The organism is Cognatilysobacter lacus (assembly GCF_008274655.1).
GTDB classification, from domain to species: Bacteria; Pseudomonadota; Gammaproteobacteria; order Xanthomonadales; family Xanthomonadaceae; genus Cognatilysobacter; species Cognatilysobacter lacus.
On sequence record NZ_VTRV01000206.1, the window covers coordinates 1 to 3,463 of the forward strand.

A 3,463-nucleotide genomic window follows, 5' to 3' on the forward strand; every position below is an offset into this window, starting at 1 on the left:
CCGCCCCCGCCCCCGCCCCCGCCGCAACCGGGCCTAGGACCCTGCGACGGAAACTGTGGCGTGATGACTGGCGGGTAGTGGACCTTGATAGGAAGGAGGGGCACGGCCAATTTCACGGAATTGACTTCGCGGCAGAGGGCTCGGCTTCCAAATCGACTAGCGTGGCGGACCCGCACGCGTCGCCCGACGAACACTGCTGCGAGTAGAAGCTGGGTCACGTTCCACAACTAAAAAAATGGGGTCAGGTTCGATTTCGGCTCGTTCTTATGAAGGCGGGCCGGACGGACGCGTAGCTTTGGAAAAAGGGGTTGGAAAAGAGGGGTCAGGTTCAGCGGACTTGGTCCACATCCGCGCAGCCGTCAGCGTCGGCGGGCGCTAGTGCTCTGGGGCGATCGGATGACGCGACGAATAGGCAGCGGAGCTGGAACCCGACGTTCGAGTAAACTGAGACGGGGCACGCATATTCCGTCGCGGCCGTTCCTTGGGGAGCAAGGATCGGCCGGCATTTCTTTTTTTGGGGGCAGCACACTTATGGGATTCCTTCGCCTATTCACCTGGGCGCTTTCGCCGCGCGCTGTCCCGCTCGCGCCTTGCGATTTCGACTCGGGGAGCACGACGGGCCATGCCTACCTTTCGACGCGAGTTTCAGCGAAGCGCCGTATCTGGCCGCGTGGTACGCGCGTGCACGAAATCATTCATGGGTCCGCTGCTTGCCGGTCGAAAGGTCCGCAGGAAATTACGTCGTCAAGCCATCTTCAGCGAATCGATTCGACCACAAACGACGCTCGAGTAGGCTCGACTGCGAAGACGGAACGGGGTCGTTTTACAGCGCGGCGACTCTGCCAAAGCCTGTCAATTACCACCTTGTTTTTTTGCGCGGCCCCCTCGTGGGCGGCGGACGACACTGTCACGTATGTTGGGCCAGGCGGGTACGCGGGTTCGGCGAACGGGGGTACGAGTGAGGCGTGTTACGTACCTGGCGCAGAGGGACGGACACTGCAAGAGGTCGCGACCCGCGCGAACGCAAACAACAATGCGGTTACCGGGAGTGCATGCTGGAGCACCTGCCGCAATCCGACCACTTTGGATTCAGTGGATCCAGTTAGGTTGACGTACACGCTTCAATCCGTGTGTACGGGCGGCAAGTACACCTTTGGCGTTACGCCGATACAAAATCCGAAAAAGAGTTGCCCCGCGACCGGAGGAAATCCCTGCAACTTGGCTACGGGCGCAAAACTTCAAACCGAGACCGATTACATCGATCCCGCGGCAGAAGGTCTGGATTTTCGGCGGGAATACAACAGTTACTCTCCAAACCTGTATCCCGGAATACTCGGTACGTACTGGGGTGCCAGCGTAGAGCGACACGCGGCCCGGTTCACCGGCACCGTTGATGTAGCGACAGTAAGAAGTGTGTCGGTGCAATTCGTGCGAGCGAACGGCCAGTTGCTCACATTTAATTTTGACCCGTCGTCTGCGAAATGGGTTTCCGACCCAGACGTCACCGAGGTTTTGGAAGAAACAGTAGACGCCCAAGGTATGCACACGGGGTGGAAGCTCTATACGAAGCCCGGCGCTGCATATGAAGCATACGACAGCGCAGGGCACTACATTGCGCACGTCGACAGTTCGGGCCGAACTGTAGCGTTTGTTTACGATGTCGACGGAAACCTTGTCGAAGTCAGAAGTGAGAAGGGGCGTAAGCTCTCACTCGAATATCTTCAGGGTAAGCTCGCGCGTGTCCGGACACCGGAAGGCACGTCCATCGTGTATCAGTACAACGCCAATGGCATGCTTGAGAAGGTCCTTTACCCGGATCTGACCCCGGCCGACGACACGGACAATCCTTACCGGAAATATCTGTACGAATCCAATGTCGGCAATTACCTGCTGACTGGCATTGTGGATGAAATCGGCAACCGTTATGCCACTTGGGACTACGACGCGTCCGCCCGAGCCATCCTTAGTGTCCACGGGCCTTCGGACAGTGGCGTCGATCGGACAACCTTTTCTTACGGTCCGTCGCTGACGACCACTGTGACTAGCCCCTTGGGAGCGAGTAGCACCGCCTCCTTCATACCTGTATTTGGTTTGCCGAGGATATCGACCGTCAGCAGTCCGTGTCCGACTTGCAGCGGCGCTGCTTTTCGCACGGTGAGTTACGACTCGAACGGCTATCCGGATGTAACCGAAGCCTTCGACGGAACGTTGACCGATCACGACTTCAATGCGGCAGGGCAACAGACCCAGCGCATCGATGCCAAAAACGATACGGCTGGCAACAAACGCACCACGCAAACAGACTGGAACGCGAGCTTGGCCGTACCCGCGGAGCGGCGCGTCTACAACGCGTCGGCGACGCTGGTCGCTAAAACGGACTGGACATACAACGGCCGCGGCCAGCCACTGACCAGCACGCAAACCGATCCTGCCACGGGCACGGCGCGTACCTCGACGATCACCTACTGCGAGCAACCCGACGTCGACGCCGGCACGTGCCCCCGCATCGGCCTGGTCACCAAGCTCGACGGCCCGCGCACGGACGTCAGCGACATCGCCACGTACACCTACCGCATGGCCGACGCCGTCGGATGCGATACGGCGCCGACCACCTGCGCCTACCGCCGCGGTGACTTGTGGAAGGTCACCAACGCCAAGGGCCAGGTCGTCGAGACGCTGGCGTACGACGGTGCGGGCCGCCCGTTGTCGATGAAGGACGCAAATGGTGTCGTGACCGACCTGGAGTACAGCGCGCGTGGCTGGTTGACCGCATCGAAGATCCGTGGCGCCGACGCGTCCTCGGAAACAGACGACGTCGTCACCCGCATGGACTATTACCCGACGGGTCTAGTGCAGAAAGTGACTCAACCGGACGGCACGTGGACCGCATTTGAGTACGACGCGGCACAACGCCTGACGGCCGTTAGCAACAACGTCGGCGACCGCGTCGAGTACACGCTCGATAACGCGGGGAACCGGGTCAAGGAAGACACCAAGGACGCGTCGGGCAACCTGCGTCGCACCCTGTCCCGCGTCTACAACCAGCTCGGCCAAATGCAGGCAGCCAACGACGCCTACGGCTACGCCACCACCATGACCTACGACGCGTCGGGCAACGCCGACATCGTCAAGGACGCGAAGGGGCGGCTGACCGACAACGACAACGACCCGCTCAATCGCCTGGTGCGCACATTGCAGGACACCGCCGGCATCAAGGCCGAGACCAAGTTCGGCTACGACGCACTCGATAACCTGACCGCCGTCGTCGATCCGAAGGGCCTGACCACCGGCTACACCTACAACGGCCTCGGGGATCTGACCAAGCTGGTCAGCCCGGACACCGGTACGACCGCCTACACCTACGACAGTGCCGGCAACCTCAAGAGCAAGCTCGACGCCCGGGGCTCGACGAAGCAGGCCACCTACGCCTATGACGTGCTCAACCGGCTGACCGGCGTCAGCT

1 protein-coding gene is annotated in these 3,463 nt (G+C 60.8%); it reads left to right on the forward strand.

What is annotated here, in order from left to right:
* Positions 1 to 1,107: 1,107 nt before the first annotated feature.
* The coding region (locus FW784_RS13130) for an RHS repeat domain-containing protein (RefSeq protein ID WP_187770819.1) at positions 1,108 to 3,463 on the forward strand (2,356 nt) is incomplete at its 3' end.